This window comes from Caulobacter sp. HJHS_5, from assembly GCF_056683955.1.
In genome coordinates, this window is sequence record NZ_JBWZNC010000004.1 from 241,426 (window position 1) to 263,540 (window position 22,115).

17 protein-coding genes are annotated in these 22,115 nt (G+C 68.9%); 4 read left to right on the plus strand and 13 right to left on the minus strand.

Translation table 11 applies throughout. The features are described from left to right. Nucleotides 1–2 precede the first annotated feature (2 nt). From ACFLIT_RS09500 to ACFLIT_RS09510, 3 genes are read right to left on the minus strand one after another with little or no spacing between them, the layout of a single operon-like run. Nucleotides 3–968: a formylglycine-generating enzyme family protein gene (locus ACFLIT_RS09500; protein ID WP_479910978.1), complete on the minus strand. Its 966-nt coding sequence runs from the start codon at nucleotides 966–968 to the stop codon at nucleotides 3–5. Beyond that, entirely contained in the window at nucleotides 968–1,681 is a 714-nt protein-coding gene (locus ACFLIT_RS09505) for a 3-keto-disaccharide hydrolase (RefSeq protein WP_479910979.1), read from the minus strand. Before ACFLIT_RS09505 ends, ACFLIT_RS09500 begins: the two co-directional genes overlap by 1 nt. Nucleotides 1,682–1,712: 31 nt before the next feature. Then, on the minus strand, nucleotides 1,713–2,912 hold the full coding sequence (locus tag ACFLIT_RS09510) for an esterase (protein WP_479910980.1): 1,200 nt from the start codon (nucleotides 2,910–2,912) through the stop codon (nucleotides 1,713–1,715). Nucleotides 2,913–3,153: 241 nt separating this feature from the next. Between ACFLIT_RS09510 and ACFLIT_RS09515 the strand changes: the two genes are divergently transcribed. After that, entirely contained in the window at nucleotides 3,154–3,708 is a 555-nt protein-coding gene (locus tag ACFLIT_RS09515) for an SH3 domain-containing protein (RefSeq protein ID WP_479910981.1), read from the plus strand. 175 nt (nucleotides 3,709–3,883) lie between these two features. On the opposite strand, the gene ACFLIT_RS09520 is transcribed toward ACFLIT_RS09515, so the two are convergent. The 7 genes from ACFLIT_RS09520 to ACFLIT_RS09550 form a co-directional block, all read right to left on the minus strand. Beyond that, nucleotides 3,884–4,882, minus strand: coding sequence for a FecR family protein (locus ACFLIT_RS09520; RefSeq protein WP_479910982.1), 999 nt, complete (start codon nucleotides 4,880–4,882; stop codon nucleotides 3,884–3,886). Continuing rightward, entirely contained in the window at nucleotides 4,879–5,379 is a 501-nt protein-coding gene (locus tag ACFLIT_RS09525; RefSeq protein ID WP_479910983.1) for an RNA polymerase sigma factor, read from the minus strand. The genes ACFLIT_RS09520 and ACFLIT_RS09525 overlap by 4 nt, the downstream gene beginning before the upstream one ends. 105 nt (nucleotides 5,380–5,484) lie before the next feature. After that, nucleotides 5,485–8,244 (minus strand): TonB-dependent receptor domain-containing protein, encoded by a 2,760-nt coding sequence (locus tag ACFLIT_RS09530; protein WP_479910984.1) that lies wholly within the window; start codon nucleotides 8,242–8,244, stop codon nucleotides 5,485–5,487. 351 nt (nucleotides 8,245–8,595) lie between these two features. After that, the gene (locus ACFLIT_RS09535) at nucleotides 8,596–10,122 is read right to left on the minus strand and encodes a sulfatase (RefSeq protein ID WP_479910985.1); all 1,527 of its coding nucleotides are present in this window, start codon (nucleotides 10,120–10,122) and stop codon (nucleotides 8,596–8,598) included. 88 nt (nucleotides 10,123–10,210) lie between these two features. Continuing rightward, the gene (locus tag ACFLIT_RS09540; protein ID WP_479910986.1) at nucleotides 10,211–12,865 is read right to left on the minus strand and encodes a TonB-dependent receptor plug domain-containing protein; all 2,655 of its coding nucleotides are present in this window, start codon (nucleotides 12,863–12,865) and stop codon (nucleotides 10,211–10,213) included. Nucleotides 12,866–13,213: 348 nt separating this feature from the next. Further along, the gene (locus ACFLIT_RS09545) at nucleotides 13,214–13,747 is read right to left on the minus strand and encodes a 2,4'-dihydroxyacetophenone dioxygenase family protein (RefSeq protein ID WP_479910987.1); all 534 of its coding nucleotides are present in this window, start codon (nucleotides 13,745–13,747) and stop codon (nucleotides 13,214–13,216) included. Beyond that, on the minus strand, nucleotides 13,744–14,991 hold the full coding sequence (locus tag ACFLIT_RS09550; protein WP_479910988.1) for an MFS transporter: 1,248 nt from the start codon (nucleotides 14,989–14,991) through the stop codon (nucleotides 13,744–13,746). The genes ACFLIT_RS09545 and ACFLIT_RS09550 overlap by 4 nt, the downstream gene beginning before the upstream one ends. Nucleotides 14,992–15,180: 189 nt before the next feature. Here ACFLIT_RS09550 and ACFLIT_RS09555 point away from each other — a divergent pair, with 189 nt between their 5' ends. Genes ACFLIT_RS09555 through ACFLIT_RS09565 form a run of 3 tightly spaced genes read left to right on the plus strand, consistent with a single transcriptional unit; the run spans nucleotide 15,181 to nucleotide 17,733 of the window. Continuing rightward, entirely contained in the window at nucleotides 15,181–16,083 is a 903-nt protein-coding gene (locus ACFLIT_RS09555) for a hypothetical protein (RefSeq protein WP_479910989.1), read from the plus strand. 32 nt (nucleotides 16,084–16,115) lie between these two features. Beyond that, complete coding sequence (locus ACFLIT_RS09560; RefSeq protein ID WP_479910990.1) at nucleotides 16,116–16,748, plus strand: sigma-70 family RNA polymerase sigma factor; 633 nt, start codon at nucleotides 16,116–16,118, stop codon at nucleotides 16,746–16,748. After that, nucleotides 16,741–17,733 carry an ankyrin repeat domain-containing protein gene (locus ACFLIT_RS09565; RefSeq protein WP_479910991.1) on the plus strand — a complete coding sequence of 331 codons (993 nt, stop codon included), beginning with the start codon at nucleotides 16,741–16,743 and terminating at the stop codon, nucleotides 17,731–17,733. The genes ACFLIT_RS09560 and ACFLIT_RS09565 overlap by 8 nt, the downstream gene beginning before the upstream one ends. Before the next feature lie 6 nt (nucleotides 17,734–17,739). Here ACFLIT_RS09565 and ACFLIT_RS09570 read toward each other — a convergent pair whose 3' ends face one another. The 3 genes from ACFLIT_RS09570 to ACFLIT_RS09580 are packed head-to-tail and all read right to left on the minus strand — an operon-like array spanning nucleotide 17,740 to nucleotide 21,981. Beyond that, entirely contained in the window at nucleotides 17,740–18,837 is a 1,098-nt protein-coding gene (locus ACFLIT_RS09570) for a sensor histidine kinase (RefSeq protein ID WP_479910992.1), read from the minus strand. Then, the gene (locus ACFLIT_RS09575; RefSeq protein ID WP_479910993.1) at nucleotides 18,830–19,519 is read right to left on the minus strand and encodes a response regulator transcription factor; all 690 of its coding nucleotides are present in this window, start codon (nucleotides 19,517–19,519) and stop codon (nucleotides 18,830–18,832) included. The genes ACFLIT_RS09570 and ACFLIT_RS09575 overlap by 8 nt, the downstream gene beginning before the upstream one ends. Nucleotides 19,520–19,569: 50 nt before the next feature. After that, nucleotides 19,570–21,981 carry a hypothetical protein gene (locus ACFLIT_RS09580; protein ID WP_479910994.1) on the minus strand — a complete coding sequence of 804 codons (2,412 nt, stop codon included), beginning with the start codon at nucleotides 21,979–21,981 and terminating at the stop codon, nucleotides 19,570–19,572. Nucleotides 21,982–22,115 lie beyond the last annotated feature (134 nt).

Genomic DNA, 22,115 nt, shown 5'->3' on the forward strand with positions numbered 1-22,115 from the left:
CCTCAGTTCGCGTCCTTCACCACCCGGAAGCCGACATCGAAGCCGTCGCCGGGGCCGCCGCCGTGGGTGGCGCAGATGGCGTTCTTCACGTCGGCCGCGAAGCCGCCGCCCTTGAGCACGTGTTCGCCTCCGCCTCGGGCCGGCGTGGGATCCGGGAAGGTCTTGGCGTTGTAGCCGTCGGCGGTCCATTCCCAGACATTGCCGAGCATGTCGTAGACGCCCCAGGCGTTGCCGCGCTTGGAGCCGACGGCCAGGGGCGAGACCTTCTTGCCGTCGTTGGGCGCGGCGGTGGGGGCGGGGCCGCTGGCGGGCGGCGCGCCGGCCGGACGGCGGAACATGGCGGCCCGCGACGCGCCGAAGGCCCCGGCGCCGATGTTGGCCTGCTCGGCGACGTCGGCCCATAGCTGCTGGCCCGGTCCGCCCGCGCGGCAGGCGTATTCCCATTCGAATTCGGTCGGCAGGCGATAGGCCTTGGTGCGCTCAAGCGCGTTCAGCCGGGAGACGAAGCGGTTGGCGTCGGCCCAGGTGACGCTGTCGACAGGATGGTTCGCCGCGTCGCCATCGACCCTGTCGCCCTGGAACACCGAAGGGTTGGTCCCCATCACCCGCCGCCACTGAGCCTGGGTCACCTCGTACTTGCCGATGTAGTAGGGCTTGGAGATGGCGACCTTGAAGCCGTCGCTGCGCGCCTCGGCGGTCAGCCTGCCGCAGAGTGCATAGTCGTCGGCCGTCCAGCGGTTGCGGGGATCCTGCACTCGACCGGCAGGCGCGGCCGCCGGCGCGGCGATCGGCGGCGGCGGGGTCGGGCAGCCGGGATGGAAGACGCCGACCTGCATCTCGCCCGGCTGGATCAGCACCAGCTCCATGCCGATGCTGTTGACGGCGGTCGCCGGCGCCTGGGCGAAGGCGGTGGATGCGAAAGCCGCCAGGGCGATGGCGGCGAGGCCCGCCCCGATCCTGATCGTCATCACGGAAGCTCCTTGATGGCGAGGTTGCGGAAGCGGATCTCCGCGCCCGGCTTCCAGGAGATGACGTCGAAGGCCGCGGCGTTGGGCGGATCGTAGACCGAAGTCCAGTGCAGTTGCAGGCCGATCCGGCCGTCGCCCTCGCCGGCCAGCTTGTCGTTGCGGACCTGCTGCACCTCCCAGATTTTCACGTCGTTGATCCAGAGCGCCATGCGCGGGACGTCGCCGCCGTCCATCAGGAACCGGATGGCGTTGAACTGCTCGGGCTTCCAGACGGTGTTGACGTCGACGAGCGGCTGGGCGCGCGTGGTGACCGACATCAGCTCGCCGAGCAGATTGCCCGTGCCGGCCAGCTGGGCCAGTTCGACCTGATAGGCCGAGCCGCCCTCGGAAGAGCGGAAGAACAGGCCGCTGTTCGAAGCCCAGGGCGCCAGCACCTCGGTGTAGAATTCGAAGTTGCGATACTTTTTGTCGGTCAGCAGCAGGCCGCCCTGGCCATAGGGCGCCTGCTTGAGCACGAGCTCGCCGCCTTCCACGGCTGCGATCGGGGTCGAGCCGTGGTGGTTGATCCGGCTCCAGTGCCAGCCCTGGGTCGTCTTGCCGTCGAACAGCGGCCTGAAGCCCGGCGGCGGGGCGGCCTGGGCGCCGGGCGCCCAGATAACCGATGATGCGAGCAGGAGGGCGTACAGTCCCGATCGAAGACGCCTTCGAACCATGTGCGCGTCCCTCCGCCCACACCACCCTAGGTCATTTGAAAAGCTGCGGGGCGAAATCGTTGAGATAGTCGCGCCAGACCCGCCAGTCGTGGCCGCCGGCCGTCTCCTTGGTGGCCAGCTTGACGTTGTTGTCCTGCAGGTACTTCACCGTGGTGGTGATCGCGGGGGTGAGGAAATCGACCTTGCCCCAGGCCCAGTAGTGGACCTTCCAGGCGCTGGTCTTGGCGAAGTTGGCCCTGGTGTCGGCGTAGAGGGTCGCCGGATCGTTCGACACCGCGCCCGAGAAGACGCCGACGTATTTGAACTGCTCCGGATGGTGCATGCTGATGTTGATGGTCTGGCGGCCGCCCGCCGACAGGCCGGCGATGGCGCGGTTATCGGCGCCCGGTTTCACCCTGTAGGTCTTCTCCACCCAGGGTAGCAGTTCGGTTTCGAACTCGGTCACATAGCCCGGCGGGGTGCGCGTCACCGCCGTGTTGGTCGGGGTGAACAGGTGCTGCGGCGCGACGATGATCATCGGCTTGGCCTTGCCCTCGGCGATCAGGTTATCGAGGATGTCGTTGGCCCGGCCGGTGGTCATCCAGCTGTTCTCGTTGTCGCCCGCGCCGTGGAACAGGTAGAGCACCGGATAGGTCGTCGTGGACTTCTCGTAGCCCGGCGGGGTGTAGACCCAGACCGCCCGCTCCTGCCCGCCGTACATCGGCGAGGCGTAGCGCTGCAGGCCCAGCGTGCCGTGCGGCACGGCGCGGGTTTCGGAATAATCGCCCGGCACCACCAGCATCGAGTTCTGAGTCAGGCGCTGAGGCGACATGACGGTGTTACGGATATCCAGCGTCTGCACGCCGTCGACCACGAAGAAGTAGCGATAGGCGCCGGGGCGGATCGGCTCGGTGGTCGTGCCCGACCAGACGCCGTCGGCGCCCTTGGTGAAGACGATCTGTGGCGTCGGCCCGACGCCCATGTCGCCGACCGGCGGCGGGATGGCGTTGGCCTGGGTGATGAACTCGCCGCCGAGGGCGACGGTCCTGGCGTCCGGCGCCTTGATGCGGAAGGTGACGCGGCGGTCGGCGGCGACCTCCGGCGAGACGATCACCTGGCCTTGCGGCTGGCCGCCGGGGCCGGCCGGCGGGGCGTTGGCGGCGGGCGCCGGCGCCTGGGCCAGGGCGGCGCTCGCCGTCGAAGCCGCCAGCAAGGCCGCGCCCATCAGCGCGGACACTGCACGAGAAACCATCGATTCCCTCCCTCGGGGCATGTGTCAGCCGGTTGAGCCCGGCGATTGGCGTGGGAGTTTACCGGCAAAACATATCTCAGCAATAAGGCATATTTATGCATGAGTTATCTGCGGATGGCCGTCCGGACGCCGCCGTTTCCTGAACGAAACTTGTCAGTCGCGGCCACGACGGCGTTCAGGCGCGCTCCCTTACAAAGGTCCTCATCAACCCGGGCCCCGCCCGAGCAGAGGAGGTACTAAGATGCGTAATCACACCAAGTCGAAGGCGTCCGTGCTCGCCGTGGCCGCCCTGGTTTCCAGCCTGACCGTCGGCGGCGCGACCGTCGCCACGACCGGCGTCGCTAATGCGGGCGTCACCTCGTGTAACTCGACCGGCGGCCGCCAGGAGGCCGGCGCACTGATCGGCGCGCTGATCGGCGGCGTGGTCGGCAACCAGGTGGCCAAGAACGAGCGCGGTCTCGGCACGGCGCTGGGTCTCGGCCTGGGCGCCGCCGCCGGCTCGGCGATCGGCTGCAAGCAGCAGGACGACCGCGCCGAGCGCGAGCAAGCCTACTATCGCGACGCCTACCGCGCCTCGAACACCTTCGTGGCCCGCAGCAACGTCAACATCCGCTCCGGCCCGAGCGTCCGCGCCGCCCGCGTCGGCGCCCTGGGCTACGGCGAAACCTTCCAGTCGCTGGGCTCCACCCGCGACGGACAGTGGGTCCTGGTGGGCCGCAACGGGTACCGGGTCGGCTATGTCGCGGCCGATTACGTGGCCCCCGCGGGCTACCAACGCGCCGGCTACCTTCGCTAGCGCGGGGACCGTCAGTAAGCGTATCCTTAAATGACTGCGAGGCGGCCGGCGGGGAAACTCGCCGGCCGCTTTCGCATGCGGCCAGAAAAGAGCCCTCCGGCTTTCACCGGAGGGCTGAGGCGGCCCATCTCTGGGCAAGGGGAGCGTCCCGAAGCAAGGGTCGCTCAGAGGGCGGTCAGCGGGCAGTGAGCTCGTAGCCGTCGCCGGCGCGGCGCACGCGGGCGAGGGAGAGCTCGTCCACCGCGTCGAGGAAGGACTGCCGATCGGTGCTGCGGATCACCGCGCTCATCCGCAGGCGCTGCACGCGCGTTTCCGGGATGACGATCTTGCTGGTGGAATAGCGGTTCAGCTCGTCGGCGATGTCCTGCAGCGTCGCCTCGTCGAAGGTCAGCTGCCGGTCGGTCCACGACACGTCCGGCGTGGTGTCGATCCGCGCCAGGCCCCAGCCGCGGCCGTTGGTGGTCAGGCGATAGCCGGCCGTCATGTCGACCGACGGGATGGTCTGCCCACGCTCCAGCGATTTTACCCGCAGACGCCCCTCGACCAGCGTCACCGACAGGCCGCTGGGCCGCAGGTAGACGTTGAAGTCGGTGCCCAGCGCCGTCACCGACTTGCCGGCCGCCAGCACCGAGAACGGCCGCGAGGCGTCCTTCACCACCTGGAACCGGGCGCGCCCCTTCACCAGCTCGACATAGCGGCCGTCGCGCACCTGCCAGGACCGCAGGGTGGTGTCGGTATCGAGGATCGCCAGGGTGCCGTCGGCGAGCCGGACGCGCGACAGCTGACCCACAGGCGTCGAGAACGCGGCGGCGTGATCGCGCGCCCGCTCATAGACGAAGCGGTTGTAGGCCGACGGCGCCCAGGCGGCGCCGACGATCGCCAGGCCGGCCACGGAGGCGGCCAGCGAGCCGAACATCACCCGGCGAGTCTGCTGGCGGCGCAGGTCGCGGCGGGCGGCTTCGCGCATGAACAGCATCGACGGATCGTCCCGCAACGCGCCGAGGTCCGACCAGTCGTCGGCGACCGCTTCGAAGGCCGCGCGGTGCTCGGGATCGGCGTCGAGCCAGGCGTGCAGGGCGTCGAGTTCCCTGGGGCTCGCCTCGCCGGACCGCAGCCGCGCGAAGTGCTCGATGGCCTGGTCGGCGACATGGGGTTGGAAAGGAGACGGGCTCATTGGTCGTCCACCCGGCCGTGCAGGGCCTTCAGCGCGCGGATCATGTGTTTCTCGACGGCGCTCTTGGAGATGCCCAGCGCGCTGGCGATGCGGGGATAGGTCATATCCTCGAACCTGTGCAGCACGAAGATCTGGCGGGTGCGCGGCGGCAGGCCCTGCAGGGCGGTCATGGCGGCGTTCAGCCGCTCGCGGCCGAGCAGCACGCGCTCGGGCGAGATCGGCTCGTCCTGTTCGTCGGAGGCGGCGATGACGCCCTGCGCCCACTGCCGCTCCTTGCGGTAGCGGCGCATGAGGACATTGGCGGCGACGACGAAGACATAGCGGTCCATGTCCTCCACGGCGGCGTCGCTGCGGCGGCTCTGCAGCCGGACGAAGACTTCCTGCACCAGGTCCTCGACCTCATGCGGCGCGGCGCGACGGCGGAAGTAGCGGCGCAGGGCCGGTTCAAGCCTGGCGGCGTCGTAGGTCGGGGGCGTTGAGCGCCTGAAGGTGATCATGGTCGGTGTCTCACCGGCGCCCCGATTGGCCTTACGCATACCAAGAGCCCGCGAGGCCGGAACACCTCACCGCCCCGCGACGGATTTCGCATCGCGCCCGCCATCTCAGAACGCCACCCGCAAGGTCAGGTCGATGGTGCGCCCGAAGGGCGAGGCCAGGGTGGCGTTGTAGCCGGCGGCGGAGTCGAAGAACGGGGGCGCCTGGTCGAACAGGTTGGCGACCCGCGCCTGCAGCGTGACGCCCCTTCGCCACGATGGGATGTCGTAGGCGGCGGTGACGTCGACGGTGACGAAGCGGTCGACCGTCTGCGCGGGGGTGACCGCGGTGTTGAGATAGCTGTCGATGACGTTGGCGAAGGCGGTCAACGACCACGGACCGCGATCCCAGGCGGCGGTGTAGCGCACCTTCCACCTGACAGCCTCCTGCGTGCCCAGACGCGAGGCGAAGCCGCTGCCGGGGGTGATCTCCTGGTCGTAGCGAAGCTGGCGATTGGCGTTGACGGCGAACCGCCAGACGGACCGTTCGGTGTCCAGTCGCCAGCCCGCCTCCAGGTCGAGCCCCTCGAAGATGCGGGTCCCGAGGTTGAGCGTGGCGCGCGTGATGTAGTCGTAGTTGGTGGTGGTGATCGGCGAGGCGGGCGGCGCCTGGGCGATGGCCGCCGCGATCTCGGCCTGGCTCGGGAAGAAGATCCCCCGGCCGGCGAAGGCCGGGTTGATGATGATGTCGGCGACCGGGATCTTGTAGACGAGGTTCGAATATCGCGCGTGATACCAGGTCGCGCCGAGACGCAGGCCCGCCAGCGGCCCATCGACCGGCGTGTAGTCGAAGCCGAACGAGCGGGTGTCGGCGACCTCGGGCTGCAGGTCGGGCGAGCCGCCGCTGACGATGTAGGTGTTGATGTTGTTCATCGGCGTGCCCGCGAAGGGGCCGTAGCCGATGCTCTGATTGAAGCTGACGTTGTATTGCGGCTGACCGAACGGCTGGGTCAGCAGCCCCAGGACCGGAGCGGCGAAGTTCGAGCCGTAGCTGGCGCGCAGGTCCAGCCCGGCGACCGGGGAATAGATCAGGCCGTACTTGGGATTAAATCGCCCGCCATAGCTGTCGTAATAGTCGTAGCGACCCGAGAGCGAGAGGGTCAGGCCCTCGACCAGCGGACGCCGGTTGTCCTCCCCGATCAGCGGGACATTGAATTCCGCGAAGGCCGCGGCGACCGAGCGGGCGAGGTCGTCGCGCCGGACGACGGCGAAGTAGCCGCTTTCCGGCCGGGGCGATCCGGCGGTCTGCAGCTGGCGAAGCTGTTCGAAACGGACGATGCCGCCGACCGCCGCGCGTGCGACGCCGCCGGGCAATTCGGCGACCGGCCCATCGGCCTTGAACTTCAGCTCGTGCATCCGCTGCTGACCCCAGTTGCGCTGGCCCGCGCCGGTGTCGAGGCGGGCCAGGGTCGCCGGGTTGTTGTCCGCCGCCTGGCCGAACAGGTTGAGGGCCGTCGCCGGATCGGGGTCGTTGACCGCGGCGATGATGTTGTTGGCGTCGAACTCGGTGCTCTGGTTGTAGTCCCGCGTGGCCGACGAGACGAGCGACAGCGCGCCTTTCCAATCGGCCGAGAAATCGAGATCGAGTCCCGCGACGGCGGTCAGCACCGACGACGAGCCCGGCTGAACGACGGTGGGACCGAACAGGCCGACGCCGCTGCGGGTGACCAGCACCCGGTCGGCGGCGAGCAGGGCCGGCGGAATGTTGGCGGCGTTGAAGAACGGATTGCCGCGCGGGACGACCACGCTGATCGAAGGCCGGGCCACCGTCGCGTGGGCCGAGAATCGTCCGACGTTGAGTTCGCCCCAGATCTTGGCCCGATCCGTCAGGGTGTGGTGGGCGGTGATGAGCAACGCGTGCCGCTCGCCGTCGGGGATCAGGGTCGTCGCCGCCTGCACGCCGCAGGCGCGGGCCGACGCCGCCGTGGCGAAACTCGGCCCCGGGCCATAGGTCGGCCCGGTCAGGGCGCCGTTCGGCGAAAGACCCCGGACGTTGGCGGTGGGACAGACCGTGCTTCGCAGGTCGCGCCCGCCGCGCGAGCGCTGGTCCCCGCCGCGCGCCAGCGCCGGAATCTCGATGTTCAGGGGCGAGCGGTTGCTGGAATACTCATAGGCGGCCAACAGCCCGCCGCCCTCCCAGAGGCGACCGCCGATAAGGCCGAGGTCGCGCTTCTCGTAGCGGCTGTCCGGCGCGAAGCTGTAGGTGGCGCTGGCCTCGAAGCCGTCGAACGGCTCGCGGTAGACGAAGTTGACCACCCCGGCGACGGCGTCGGAGCCATAAATCGGCGAGGCGCCGTCGGCGACGATCTCCACCCTCTGGATCGCGATGGGTGGAACGGTCGAGGGATCCGGGAACGTCCCCTCGGTGCCCGTGGCGGCGACGCGATGGCCGTTGAGCAGGGTCAGGGTCGCGTAGGCGCCGAGGTTGTGCAGGTTGGGAATGAAGCCCTGGGTTCGGAAGCGGTTGGGCGTCGACTGCTCGGCGTTGGTCCCGAAGTTGCCGAGCTGAGGCACGGTGGCCATCAGCTCCTTCACATTGGTCGGCGCCACGGCCCGGATGGTGTCGCGCGAGACGGCGATCAGGGCCGAACCGGCCGGTGGCGCGCCCCGCACCAGGGTGCCGGTGATCACCACGGGCGGCACGGAGACGGGAAGCTGGGCGGTGGGCGGCACGGCTGTCCGACGCGCGGCTGGAGCGGGCGGCGCCGCGACTTCGGGCGAGGCCGGTCGCTGCCGCGGCGCGCGAACCAGGACAAAGCCGCGTCCGACACGCCTGTACTGGAAGGCCGAACCTTCCAGCAGCCGGGCCAGGGCGACCGCCGGTTCCATCCGGCCGGCGACGCCCGGCGACGGGGCCGAGAGCTCGGCGGACTGTCGAAAGAGAATGGCTTGGCCGCTCTGGTCACCGAAGGCCTTGAGGGCGGAGGCCAGAGGTTGCGGCGGGATCGAAAAATCTCGTTCGGCCGCAAGGGCTGCGGTCGAGATGCTGGCGACGACAGCCGCACCCGCGATGGATGCAATACGTGGGCCTAGCCCGCCGTATGCCATTCCGACTCCCTAACTCGCCGGCCTGAGGCCGGACTTTTTTGTATTAGAGTCAGGGCCGCTCGAACACCTCACCCCTTCGGTGAGATTTTAAGCGAAAGGCGGCCGCCGCCAGAGGGCGACGGCCGCCGATGCTTATCGCCGCGGGTAGGCCGCGGCCTGGCGGCCGCCTGGCACGAACTTGTAGAGTTCCTGCTCGCCCGGCACCTTTTCGGCAGGCGCGGGCGGTGGCTCACCAGGGAGCATCTTCTTAAGTTTGGCCACGATCGCCGCGTTCTGAGGGAGACTCGCCACGTTTGTGTATTCGCCCGGGTCTGTCTTCAAGTCGTAGAGCTCGGCCCCATTCTCACCGTTCTTGCCGTTTTCGCTGTAACGCCAGTTCTCGTAGCGAACGCTTTGATTGAAACCGACTTGTGACCGCGCGGGATAGTTCCAGCTGGCCAGGGTCGGATTTTCGATCAGCGGCTTCAGGCTGTGCCCCTCAACGCCCCTGGGCGCGGGCAAGCCGGCGAGGTCAGAGAGAGTCGGGTAGAGATCAAGCAGTTCAACCAGCTTCGGCGATTTCTTGCCGTTCCCCTTGGCTTTGGGCGAATAGATAACCAGGGGAACTCGGGTAGAATCGCGCCAAAGCACGGACTTTTCCCAGTGGCCGTGTTCACCGAGGTTGAAGCCGTGGTCACTGGTGAACACCACGATGGTCTTATCCGCGACGCCGGATTTCTCAAGCCCGTCCAGGATGCGGCCGACCTGAGCATCCATGTAGGTCATCGAGGCGTAGTAGGCCTGCACGAACTGCCGCTGTTCATCGACGCTGAGGCCGTAGTTTCGTTCGTTGCGCTTCACGCCGCTGGTGTCGGCATGGGTTTCCGGCGCCCAACGGACGTCGGGGTACATGTCGAAGTACTCCTTCGGCGCGATGTCCGGCACGTGCGGCCGATAGAAGCCGGCGGCGATGAAGAACGGCTTGTCCTTGTGCTGGTTGATCAGCTCGATCGCCTTGGTCGCCACCAGCTCGTCGGTGTGAGGCTTGCCTGAAGTGTCGGCGTACCAGGCCATGGCGATCCCGGGATTGGCCTTGGCGGGATTGATCAGCTTGCCGTCCCACTCGTCGTCTTTGTCGACGCCGATCGGCTTGTAGGCTTCCGTCCACGAGAGCTTGTCGTTGTGGGGGTCGTACTCCGGCGGAAGGCCGATGGTGCCCGGCACGCCCTGGTGATGCAGCTTACCAACCGCGGCCGTATAGTATCCATTGTCGCGGAAATGCTGGGGCATCGTCGTGAGCGTCGGATCCGCCGCGCGAAGCGTGGTGTTTAGATCGAAGACCTTTACCGTATTGGGTCGACGCCCGGAAAGAAACGAAGCCCGGCTTGGGCCGCAAAGCGGGTATTGGCACTGCGCCTCATCGAAGCGGACGCCTCGCGCGGCGAGCGCATCGACGTTGGGCATCTTCACGACGTCGCCGTTGAAGGCCGTGCCGACGCGGAGGTCATCGGCGATGATGAAGAGCACGTTCATGCGCTCGGCGGGTTTGGCGGTCTGGGCCTGGGCCTCGGCCGGCCGTTCGAGCGAGGCCCCCGAAATCGCCGCCAGCGCCACGGCGGAGCCGAGCAGAACCTTCTTGAGCCCGCGCCCCAGGCGGGCGCCGATAGTCTTGTACGACATGGTTCCTCCACGATGCGGCGGCGGCCGCCAACACTTAAGTTCAACCTTATGAAATGGAGGGCGGACCGAAGTCCGCCCCCTTCTCGGCTTAGAACGTCTTCTGCACCCCGAACTGGAAGAAGCGGCCGAGGGTCGATCCGGCGGTTCCGCCGGAAGAGTTCTGGAACGGCGCGTTGTCGTCCAAGGCGTTGTCGATGTTCAGGGTGAGCATCGTCGTCGGGTCCAGGTTGTACCGGAAGTACAGGTTCACCGGCTGGAACGAGTCGACCTTGGTCTGATTGCGCACGCCGGTGACGGTGTAGCCGGACAGGTAGTTCACCGTGGCGGTCGCGGTGAACTCGCCGATGTCGACGCCGAGCACACCCTGCAGGGTCGTCTTGGAGCGGTCAGTCACCAGCGTGTCGGTGAATGGCAAACCGGGCAGGGTCTGAAGGTCGCGGCTGAGGTAGCGGGTGCCGTTGATCGAGCCGTAGATCGCCCCCCAGTCCATCGGCTGGCGATAGGCCACCCGGAAGTCGACCCCTGAGGTCTTGAAGCCGCCGAGGTTCCGCTTGCGCTGGTCGTTCAGCAGATAGGGATCGTTGCCGGCGCCATACAGCGCCTCGATGCTGGTCACGGCGCCGGAGAAAATGCCGATGCCCTGTCCGAGAGCCTGCGACTGTGCGAGCGTGGGACGATAGGTGTAGCAAAGCCCTTCGAACGTCGCGGGATCCGCCAACTGCTGCGTCAGAGGCACGGGCTGACAGCCCGGCTGAATCAGGTCCTCCATCTCGACGTTCCAATAGCTCAGGCTCGTCGAAAGATTGGGCAGGAAGCCTGGGTTGTAGTCGGCGCCGACCGAGAAAGTCTCCGCGGTGACCGGCTTGATGCCGGGACGCCCGCCGCCTTGGACGGTGATCGAAGGGCGGTTGCGGTCGCTGATGGGATCGCCCGCACGCAGGGTGTTGGAGGTCGCCCCGACGATGACCACGGAGTCGATGCCGCCGACGGTCGTGTCGTTGAAGCCAGGAGCGACGAACGACGTACCCCAGTTGCCGCGCAGCCGCAGATCGCTGTTGACCTTCCAGTTGAGCCCGATCTTCGGGTCCGTCGTCGAGCCGAGCGCCTCGTAGTCGTTGTAGCGCACCGAAGCGTTCAGACTGAGCTCCTGCATGAGCGGCACGCCTTGATCCGGGCTGACGATCGGCGCCACGACTTCGCCGAACACGGAGCTGATGTCGCGTTTGCGGGAGGTCTTGGCGATCGGAGTGTTGAGCGCCTCTGGACCGAAGATGGCGTAGTCGTCCTTGGTCAGCCGCTGAAACTGCGCGCCGACGGCGACGCGCAGGTCGCCCGCGGGCAGGGTGAACAGCGGGCCGTCGGCGATCGCCCGCACCTGGGAAATCGTCTGGCGGACACGGTTAAAGGTGCCGAAGTCGGTGATGCTGCGCAGCACCGACGGATTGGTCGCGGTCAGGTCATAGGGGTTGAGCGCCGTCGCGGTGGTCAGGCCCGCGCCTCGCAGGGCGGCCGCTTCGAGGCCCGAATTGATCTGCGGCGCGAACTGCTTGAAGTCGCTCCGCCCGTAGTCGGCAAGGGCGTTCAGCTGCCAGTCGTCGTTGATGTCCCAGACGATGCTCGGCGTCACGTGGTACTGCTTCATGTTCAGCCAGCTGGTCATGTATTCGCCCAGCACCGGCGCCCAGCTGAACGCCACCGTATGCTGCGTTTCCGTTCCGATCGGCCGGAAGAACGGGTTGGTGTTGTTGATGACGGCCCCGGAATTCGCCAGTTGGTTGGCGGGCGTCGACGTGCGGCGGGAGGTGCCGAAGGCCTTCACCTTGAACTCGAGCGAATCCGAGAGCTGCTGCGACACCGAGAGGTAGCCGCTGTTCTGCCGCTCGGCGCCGTTCAGCACGCCGGCCTGCGAGGTGTCGCAGAGGTTCACCGTCCCGGGCGCGCGGCCCGGCAGGGCGTAGGTCTGGCTGCCGATGATGATGTTGCCGGGGTCGCAGACCCGCGAGCGGAAATCGTCGCCGCCGTAGGGCCGCAGATCCTGGCGCGGGAACTCGCGCTCGTTGGCGTACAACGGGTTGTTCTGGCGCGTCTCGACGCTGAACACGAGGGCGCCGCCGTCCCAGTCGCGACCGGCCAGCACGCCGAGGTTATAGGTGCGATAGTTGCTGTCAGCGCCCGCGCCGACCTGGGCGTTGACGCGCACGCCGTCGAAGCGGTTACGGGTGATGAAGTTCAGCACGCCGCCCACGGCGTCCGAGCCGTAGGTGGCCGATCCGCCGTCGAGCACCACTTCCACCCGCTCGATCGCACCGGTCGGCAGGGCGCTGATGTCGGGGAAGCTCTGCTGGATCGAACCGCCCACCAGGTTGTGGCTGTCGACCATGACGAGGGTGGTGCCGTTCTGCAGCGGCGGCAGGTTCCGAAGATTGGGTCGGTAGCCGGAGACGCCCTGGCCCGAGCTGGTGGTGCGCGGCACGCCGTTGAAGCCGGCCATCTGCGGAATGGCGGCCAGGATCTGGTTGGGCTGGGTCGCGCCGAGACGCTCAATGTCCTGGGTCCCGACGGTGCTCACCGCGCTGCCGATCGGGGCGACGCCGCGGATCAGGGTGCCGGTGACGACGACTTCCTCGACGGCCGCGCTCTCGGGCTCCGGGGCCGCCTGGGCGAGGGCGGCCTGCGAAACGCCGCACATCAGCGACGCCAGGATGACGCTGCGCGCCAGGGTGTGGATCTTATTCGAGCTCATACATGCCCCCTTCGTGGTCTGGACCTAGACTTCGGTCGCGAAGACGAGAGGCTGGGGGCGGCGAATGACGATCACGGGTCGGCCGACGTTCGGCCAACCCTCCTCCCCGAGTCCTCGTTCTGTCGACGAGCGTTTTGGGGGGATTGAGTCACCGCGCCGCCGACACCTCACTTCGAGTTCGAAAAATCTTCGCAATCCCGTTCAAAGCGCGGGGCCTCGACGGCCGCGCTTCGAGGATCGGCTATAGAATTCTATTCCTATGGGCTCACTAGGTTTTGTCTGTACTCAGCCCCAGGTTTTCTGAGGCGGGCGAAATGGCGGGGAGCTTTAGACGCGCCCGCGCGGACTTTAGAGGAACAGCTTCTCGTTGATCGGGACGCCGTGCGCGCGGCAGTGGCTCTCGTAGTGATCGATGAACCACCAGACGTCGGCGGTCTGCACCAGCACGGCCTTGTCGTCGTAGAACTCGATGGGGCCTTCCATCCAGCCGAACAGCTTGACGCCGTCGGGATGCTCGGTGACCAGGGTGTGGCTTTCGCCCGGAGTCTCCAGGATGAGGCCGCCCTGGGTCGCGATCCAGTCGTACTCCAGATAGCGGACGCTGCCCTCCAGCACGACCATGGTGATCGCGCCGCGATGCAGATGGGTGCCGATCACGCCCGGCCCCTTCACCCAGAGGATGTTGGAGAACAGGTTGCGGCGCACGTCGAAGGCCAGGTGCTTGATGGCCGCCGTCTCGCCGAACGGGACCCAGGGACTGTCGACGTCGCTCTGCACATCGATGTAGCGGCCGCCGGGCGAGCGACGGGCGACGATGTCGGCGTAGGGGAAGGCGACGTCGACGATGGCCTTCTTGGAGGACGGCGGGGCTTTCATGCTCATGAGGCTCTCCGGGCGAGGACCACGGGCGCGGTCTCCTGCAGGCGCATGGCGACGAAGCCGCTGATGACCGCCAGCACGACCAGCATCCACAGGAAGGTTTCGGGGCCGAAGGCGTCGTTGAGAACCCCGGCGACGGGCGGGCCGAAGACGCCGCCGATGATTTCGCACGAGCCCATGGTCAGGCCGAGCACGGCGGCGTGATGGCGGGCGTCGACCGTCTCCGACGGGATGGTGGCCATGAAGATCGGGAAGACGCCGTTGACCGCCCAGCCGACGAAGAAGATCGCTCCGAGCACGAAGGGTGAGCCGGTGAAGTACATCGCCGCCAGCGGGCCGATGACCGAGAGGAACGGCAGGACGACCATCACCGGCTTGCGGCCGATGCGGTCCGACAGGCCGGAAATGACGATGCTGTAGAGGGCCGCAGCGATGCCCAGCGCGCCGACCAGCCAGCTCATGGTCGTGGCGTCGAAGCCGCGCGTCTTCGAAAGATAGAGCGGCAGGAAGGCCCAGGTGATGACGAAGTGGCCGACCAGCAGGATGCCGACGACGACGGAAATCCAGATGTTGCGGATCTTCAGGGCGTCCCAGATGGTCATCCTGTCGTGGGCGCCGTCCTCCTTCGGCAAGGCGGCCGGCTCCTTGAGCAGGACCCACATCAGCACGGCGCTGATGATGCCGGGCACACCGGCCAGGTAGAAGGCCTCGCGCCAGCCGAAGGCGGTGGCGAAGGCGACCAGGACGACGGGCGCGACGAAGCTGCCGAGCAGGTTCGAGCCCAGGTTCTGCGCCACGCCCTGGGCGAGGCCGCGATGCTTCGGGTCGACCTCGCTGGCCACCATCGCATGGCTGATCGGCATGACCCCGCCTTCGGCCGCCCCCATCAGCAGGCGCGAGCCCAGCAGGAGGGCGAAGCTGGAGGCGAGGCCGGTGAGGAAGGAGCAGAGCGAAAAGGCCAGGGTGGCGGCGATCAGCAGCCCCTTGCGGCGACCCAGGGTGTCGGACAGCTTGCCGATGCCGAAGGCGGCGAGGGCCCAGCTGAAGCTGAGGCCGCCGGCGATCAGGCCGATCTGTGTCTGCGTCAGGCCGAGGTCGGGCTGCACGAACGGCATCAGGGCGTTCAGCGCCTGCCGGTCGAAGAACACGATCCCGAAGTTCAGACTGAGCAGGACGACCAGGAGGAGCTGATAACCCTTCGAATTGGTCGTCCAATTGCCGCGCGGCATGGCTGCGCCAGGCGTCATCTTGCGTCCCTCCCGCACCGTCTTTTCGCGGCGCCTTTGCTTATGGCGCATAACGGATGGCGCGAAGTCAATCGGACGAACCGCGTTCGCTCTCAGCCCTTGCGCGGCGTCACCAGAAAAATACGGTCCCTCCAACCCCGTCCGCCGACGCCCCGCGTAGAGCCTCATGTAAGGCCCAAGGAGGCGGACATGACGAAGACGGAAACTCAGAAAACTCACCCCGCCCGGCGGGCGGTGCTGGCGGCGGCGGTCGGGGTGCTGGGTCTGGCGGCGACAGCCCGGGCGCAGGCCCCGCAGACCGAGCTGATCGACCTGAAGGTGATCGACCGTGAGACCGGCGAGGCGGCGCGGGTGTGGCGGCACGCCGGACGCCTGTACGTCGCCGGCAATCCAGGTGCGCGCTACAGCCTGCGCGTGACCAACAACACCGGCGGGCGCGTGCTGGCGGTGATGTCGGTGGACGGCGTCAACATCCTGACCGGCGAGACGGCGGCCTACGGCCAGCGGGGCTATGTGTTCGCCCCCTACGAGACCTATTCGATCAACGGCTGGCGCAAGTCCGACAGCGAGATCGCCGCCTTCAACTTCTCCACCCAGGCGGGATCCTACGCCGCGCGGACGGGTCGGCCGAACGACGTGGGGGTGATCGGCGTCGCGGTGTTCCGCGAGCAGGCGGTCGCGGCGATACCGGTCAGTCCGGCGGTGACGCGCGAGGAGCGCTATCGCGCGCCGCCGGCCCTTGCGATTCCGCCGGTCGAGCGACGGGTGGCGCAGCCGGCCCCGCCGGTGCTGTCGGCGCCTGGCGCGGCGCGGGTGCAGGCCGAAGCCGCTCAATCGGCCGCGCGGGATCTCTCGATGGCCAAGCTGGGCACGGGCCACGGCGCGCGCGAATGGTCGACGATCAACACCGTGTCCTTCACCCGCGCGACCCGCGAGCCGCAGTACGTCTATCGGCTGGAGTACGACTCCCGCGAGCGGCTGATGGCGAGCGGGGTGATCCCCCGGCCTCGGCCGCTGCCGGCGCCGCGCGGGCCCCGCCCCTTCCCCGCCAGCCCGGGCGGCTATGTGCCGGACCCGCCGCGCGGAGGTTAGAAAAACGCCGACGACGGGGCTCGCGCCGGGCGGTGAAGGCGGTAAGCTCCACCCTGATGCGGGGGCTGGCCGAGCAGGGTGGAGCCGTGGAGGACGGCGATCTGTTGCACGCCCACGCGGCGGGCGACGCGAGCGCCTTCGCGCGGCTCTACGACCGCCACGACCAGGCCGTCTTCGTCTTCATCCGGCGGCTGCTGGGGCCGGCGCACGCGGAGGCGGCGGAGGACCTGCACCAGGAAACCTGGATCACCGTCTCGAAGAACGCGGCGATGTTCGATCCGACGCGGGCGCGGTTCGCCGCCTGGCTGTTCACCATCGCCCGCCACAAGACCTTCGACCACTTCCGCCGCCAGAAGGTCGCCATCCTGGCCGGGCCGGCCGATCCGCCGTTCGAGGAGGCGGCGCTGGAGATCGCCGACCCGGTCGCCACGCCCCTGGAGCAGGTGCAGTCGCGCGAGACCGCCCGGGCGATCGTGGCGGCCGTCGAGGCGCTGCCGCTGGAGCAGCGCGGGGTGTTCGTGATGTTCGCCGACGGCGGCATGTCGCTGGAGGAGATCGCCGAGGCCACCGGGGTGACGATGGAGACCGCCAAGAGCCGGTTGCGTTACGCCCGCGTCAAGCTGAGACAGTCCCTTGCCGGTGAAAGGGCGGCCCTCGATGTCTGATCCCAACACGCCGCACGATCCGGTCGACAAGGCCTACGCCGAGGCCGAGGCGGCGCTGCGCGATGACGCCGAGCGCGCCGCCCGCCGTGCGCGGGTGCTGGCCGCCGTCGCCCGCGCCAACGAACCGGGGGCCGAGGCCGAACCGGTCGCCTCCCCCCTGCCGCCGCCCCGCAAGGGCGCCTGGCGGCCGGCGCCGTGGCTGATGGCCGCCGGTGTCGTCGGCGTCACCGTGCTGGTGACGATGCGGATGACTCCGCCGGCGGTCGTCCGCCAGCCCGAACTGCCGTCGCAGGCTGAGGCGCCCTTGCCCCAGCCGCCGGCCGCGCCGACGGCTGAAAGGCCGGGGCCGACGTCCGTCCCAGTCGCGCCCGCCGCGGCGGCGCCCGCGTCGCCGCGATCCCGCACCGAGGCTTCGGCGGATGTCGTCCCGCCGCCTCCCTCGCCGATCCCGCCGGTCGAGAAGCGCGTTGAGCAGCCCGATCCGTTCCCGGCCGCCGCCATGGCGCCGCCCCCGCCCTTGGCCATTCCGCCGATGGAGCGGCGTGTCGAGGCTCCGGCGCCTCCGCCGCCTCTCCCGATCCCAGCGGCGCCGGTCGAGCGACGCGTGGCGCAGCCGGCCCCGCCGGTTGTCGGCGAAGCCATAGCCCGCGACAGCCGCGCCGCATCGCAAGTCGTCGTCACCGGCTCGTCGATTCGGGGCGTCGCCCCCGCCGAGGCCGCGCGGCTTCGCGCCGCCGCCGCCGACGGCCGCCTCGACGAGATCACCGCCCTGCTCGGCGCCGGCGTCGCCGTCGATACGCCCGACGGGGCCGGCGAAACCGCCCTGATGAAGGCCGTTCAGACCGGGCGGGTCGCCGCGATCACCCTGCTGCGGCGGAACGGGGCCGATCTCGACCGACGCAACCGCGCGGGCGTCTCGGCCAGGGATATGGCGGCGGCGTCAGGCAATGCGGCGGTCCGCCGGGCGATGGGGGTCGCGCCCTAAAAGGCTCTAGGCGCCCACCGCCGCGGGCAAGCGCACCAGGACGCGGAGACCGCCCGCCGCGCGCGGGGCGAGCGCGAGCGATCCGTCATGGGCCAGGACGATGCTCTTCACGATGGCGAGCCCAAGGCCAACGCCGGCGTCGTCGGCCCTGATCCGCCCAGCGCCGCGCTGAAACGGCTCGACGAGCCTTGTCACAAGACCGGGCGGCAAGGCCTCGCCGGTGCTCTCGACCACAAGCTCCACGATTTCAGGATGGGCGAGAGTCGTCAGCCGCACCGAGCCCTGCGACGGCAGGTTGTGAACGATGGCGTTGTGCAGGAGGTTGGTCGTCATCTGCAGCAGCAGGGGATGCGAGCCCAGGGTCGTCGCCCCCTGGCCCGTGGTTTCGACGGCGACCCCGCGCCGTTCGGCGAGCGGCAACAGGGTCTCGACCGCCTCTTCCGCCAGCAATGACAGATCGACTGGCGCGCGCGGGAAGGCCCGCTGGTCGGCGCGGCTGAGCAGGAGCAGAGCTTCCGTCAGATTGATGGCCCGGCCGTTGACGGCGTGGAGCCGCTCGATGAGTTGGCCGAGGTCGATCGTCGGATCGCTGCGGGCCAGATCCAGCAGGGCCTGGCTGGTGGCGAGCGGCGTGCGCAGCTCGTGCGAGGCGTTGGCGGCGAAGCGCCGCTGCTCGGCGACCTGAGCCTCGAGCCGCGCCAGCATCGCGTCGAAGCTGTCGGCCAGTTCGCGAAACTCGTCCTTACCGCCCTCCAAGCCGACACGGTGCGAGAGCGAGCCGCCCGCCACAAGGCGCGTGGCGTGGGTGATGCGGGACAGGGGCCTCAGCATCCGGCCGGACAGAAGCCAGCCGCCGACGAAACCGAAGGCCAGAAGCAAGCTCAGGACGATAAGCACCGCCGCCCCGAAGACAACCGGACCGAAGTTCTGGGGATTGAAGGCCCGCAGCAGATCGGAGGCGCCCGGCGCCAGGACGTGCAGCGGCATGCGGCGCAGCAGGAACAGCCAGACGACGCCGAGCAGAAGGGTGCAGGCGACCAGCAGGAAACCCACGTAGCTGAGGGTCAGTTTCAGGCGAACGCTTAGCCCCGGCGGCCTAACCACGACCGCGCCCCTCCTCGTCCGCGGCCGTGGCGATGCGGTAGCCGACGCCGGGGACGGTGGCGATCAGCCACGGCTCGCCGAGCCGCTTGCGCAGGGCCGAGACAGTGATGCGCACGGCGTTGGTGAAGGGATCGGCGCTGTCATCCCAGGCCTGGGCCAGCAAATTCTCGGCGCTGATGACGCCCCCCTCGGCGGCGACCAGCACCTCCAGCACCGCGAACTGCTTGCGGGTGAGGGCGACGTAGCGGCCGTCGCGATAAACCTCGCGGCGGAAGGGATCGAGGCGCAGGCCGGCGATCTCCCGAAGCGGCGGTCGCCTATGAGCGCGGCGGCGATCGAGGGCCCGCAGCCTGAGCACGAGTTCGCGCAGGTCAAAGGGCTTGGTCAGATAGTCGTCGGCGCCGAGTTCGAAGCCGGACGCCTTGTCCTCCAAGCGGTCGGCGGCCGTGAGCATCAGGATGGCCGTGCCGACGCCGGAGGCGACGATGCTGCGGGCGACCTCATCCCCCGACGGACCGGGGACGTCGCGGTCGAGGACGGCGATGTCGTAGGCGTTGAGGCCGAGGAGCTCGAGCGCCGCGTCGCCGTCGCCGGCGACATCGGCGGCGATGGCCTCCAGGCGCAGCCCGTCGCGGATGGCCTCCGCCAGATAGGGTTCGTCCTCGACGATCAGTACGCGCATGCCGCCTCGACGCTAAGGCAGCGACTGTATCGTCAGCGTATGGAAGCCGCCTAGCCGCCGACGCCGCCGCCGCCCTTGCGGAAGGTGAGGCTGATGGTGCGGCCGATCGGATCGATGAGGTCCTGCTGGAAGCCAAGGGGCGTGACGCCGAAGGCCTCGCGAACCCTGGGCTTGGAATCGAACAGGTTCCTGACTTCGAAGCGCAGCGAGGCGCCCTCGAGCCAACGATGCTTGGAAACGAGGTCGAACCGTTGACCAAGGTCAGCGAACAGCCGGACGTCGACCGTCATCAAAGCGGGAAACTTCACGCTCGCGCCGTTGAACGCCGTGGCGCGGGTGGCGCTTCGCCAGTTGCCGGAGACGAAGGCTCCGAGACCGTTGTTGGCGTAGAACAGGCGGCCTTCGATATCGTGGCGCGGACGGCCGCCGGCCAGATCGACCGCATCGCCGCCCAGGTAATCGAGCTTCAGCCCGCCGCGAACAGCCATCTCGTCGACGAGGGTTATGGTGTCGGTGACCGAAAAGCCGACGCGGCCACCGGGCCCGCCGCCCTCCGCGAACAGGGTGCGCTCCCGGCCCGGACCGGGACCGCCCGCCACGGCGCCGGGGGCTACGAACTCCATCGGCGCCATGAAGTCCGCCTGATCGCCCTCGGGGGGACCGGCGCCCGGCTCCGGCGTCAGCAGTTCCCGTCCGGCGGCGGCGGCGCGGCGGCGGAAGGCCTCCATCGCCTTGGCGGACGGCGGGCTTGGGGCCAGCCGCCGCGAGAAGTCGAGGCCCAGGCGAACGACCTCGCGCCGACCGCCATCGACGTTCATCGGCCGGAAATCGGCGCTGACCAGGCGGCCGCCCGCGTCGCGGACGAAGCGCTCGGGATAAGCGGCCTGCAGCATCGGCGTGGGACCGAAGGGGGTGAAGATCGGATTGGACGACCGCGCCCGGACATAGTCGGCGCGGAGGCGCAGGTCCTTTTGCTCGAAGGGCTTCCAGTTCAGCCCGAGCTTCACGACGTCGCGGCGGTCGATCGTCAGGCGAGGATCGCCGCCGGTAAGCGCCGTGGCCAGCACGGTCTGGCCGTTGGTGAAGTCGAAGACGCGGGTGGCCGGCGTTTCCAGCAGCGGATCGCCGAGTTGCTGCACGGTGGGCGCGCCCTCCTCTCGGGTCCAGTTGAGGCTGAGCGCGAGCGGCTTGGCCGGAGCCCAGTTCAGGCCGGCGCCGAGGATGGTAAGAGCGTCGAAGTCGGAAAGCCGTTTCACCTGCGCGTTGGTGTTGAGCGTCAGGTCGCCGAGGCCCGCGGCGCCGCGATTTCGACGCAGCAGCGGCAGGTCGAGGCTGAGTGTCAGGTCGCTCTGAGCGCGGGCGCGGCCGCCGGCGACCTCGACGCCATTCCGTCGGCGCTCGGCGTCAAGGTCGAACGCACCGAGGCCAAGGCCGAAGGCCATGGTGGCGTCGCCCGCCGGAAGGCGGAACACCGAGCCGTTGATGACCAGGTCGAGGTCGCCCGAGCGCAGTCGGGTCGCCGCCCGATCGCGCGGGCCGCCGCCATCACGGTCGCTGGCGGTCAGATGGCGCGAAATGTCGGCGGCGCCGGTCACCGACCACCGCCATCGGGCGACATCGCCGTTGAGGAGGACGAGACCGGCGTGGGCGCTGTGGCTGGTCGTGTCGCGCGCCAGCGGCCGCTGGCCGGTTTCGCCAAGCCCGATCAGGGCTCGGCTATCGCCGGAGGCCAGTTCCAGGGCGCCGGTGGCCGCCAGGGCGCCGAACTGGCGGTTGTGGGTGACGCCGGCTCGAACATCGCGCTTCGAAGCGACCAGCGAGCGCGCGGCCTCGCCGCCGGGCCGTTCGAGCACGAGGTCGCGCTCGTTCTCGGTCAGGCCGGAGTTGGCGTCGACGTGCAGGTTGACGGCGGTGCGATAACCTTCGGCGATCGTCAGCCGGGTGACGTCGGCCGTACCGGCCCGATAGCCGCCCTCGGTGGCCGCCCCGCCGCGCCCGAGCCAGGCCATCGAGCGAAAATACTCTTCCAGCACGATGTTCACCACGCGCTGGGCGGCGGGATAGCCGTATTTAAGGGCGACCTCCTCGGGCAAGATCTCGACACGGCTGATCGAGTCCGGCGGCAGGTCCCGCAGCTCCCCGAAACCCGATATCCGCTGGCCGTTGAGCAGCACCACCGGCGGCTCGCCGCCGCGCCCGCGCGCGCTGCCGGTCTGGGGCGCGATGGCGTCGAGCAGTTCGGCGATGTCGAGCGCGCCCGTCGCCTTCACATCCGGCTTGGTCAACACGTTCTCCGGCGGGACCACGCCGACGACGGAGCCCCTCGGCCGGTCGCTGATCACCACGCCGGCCACCGGCTGCGCGGCCTCGGCCTGCGCCTGCCGGCCAAGATCCTGGGCGGCGACGACGACGGGCGCCGGCAGCATCGCGGCGGCCGCGAGAAGGAAGGGCTTGAGGTTCACCGCGGTCAGCTCCCTGTTGAACAGGGCGCCACTCGGCCGGACCCGGCGTTGCGCGGGCGTATGAGGATTTCGATATGCGGACGATAAGCACCCGGCCGAAGCCAAGTTGACGTTGACGTAAACGGGAGATAACG